The 536-nt window shown below is 75.2% G+C and carries 1 pseudogene; it reads right to left on the reverse strand.

From position 1 onward, the window contains the following. A pseudogene (locus tag FV222_RS28765) lies at positions 1-536 on the reverse strand (TIGR01459 family HAD-type hydrolase); the annotation flags it as partial.

The raw sequence follows: 536 nt of genomic DNA on the forward strand, positions 1-536 counted from the left end.
GAGGCCGGCGGCCATCGCCAAAGCCGCCTCGTAGACCGGCCGGTGCGGCTTGCCGGCATAGGTCACCGCCCCGCCGATCTCGGCATAGGCCTCGGCCAGCAGGCCGGCGCAGGGGATGAGCGAGCCGTCGCGCTCGACCACGAGGTCGGGGTTGGCGCAGATCATCGGCACGTCGCGGGCCTTCAGGGCGGCGAGCGTCGCGCGGTAATCCTCGGCCGTCTCGGTGGCGTCGTCGAACAGGCCCGTGTTGACCAGGAGGTCGCAGGCCTCGGCCGGCACCAGCGTCAGGTCGAGCCCTTCGAAGATCGGGCCGTCGCGCTCGGGCCCGAGATGGTGGACCCGCGCGCCGGGCCGCTCGGCCAGCAGCGCCCGGGTCAGGTCGCCCGAGGTGAGGATCGCGTCGTAGGCGCCCCGCGGCACGCCGTAGCCGTCGAGGATGCGCTGCACGCCGGCCCAGGGGCGGGGTGCGTTGGAGACGAGCACGACCCGGCGCGGGCGCGGCCCGAGCCGCTCGCGAAAGGCGATCAGCGCCGCGC

This window comes from Methylobacterium sp. WL103, from assembly GCF_008039885.1.
GTDB lineage: Bacteria > Pseudomonadota > Alphaproteobacteria > Rhizobiales > Beijerinckiaceae > Methylobacterium > Methylobacterium cerastii.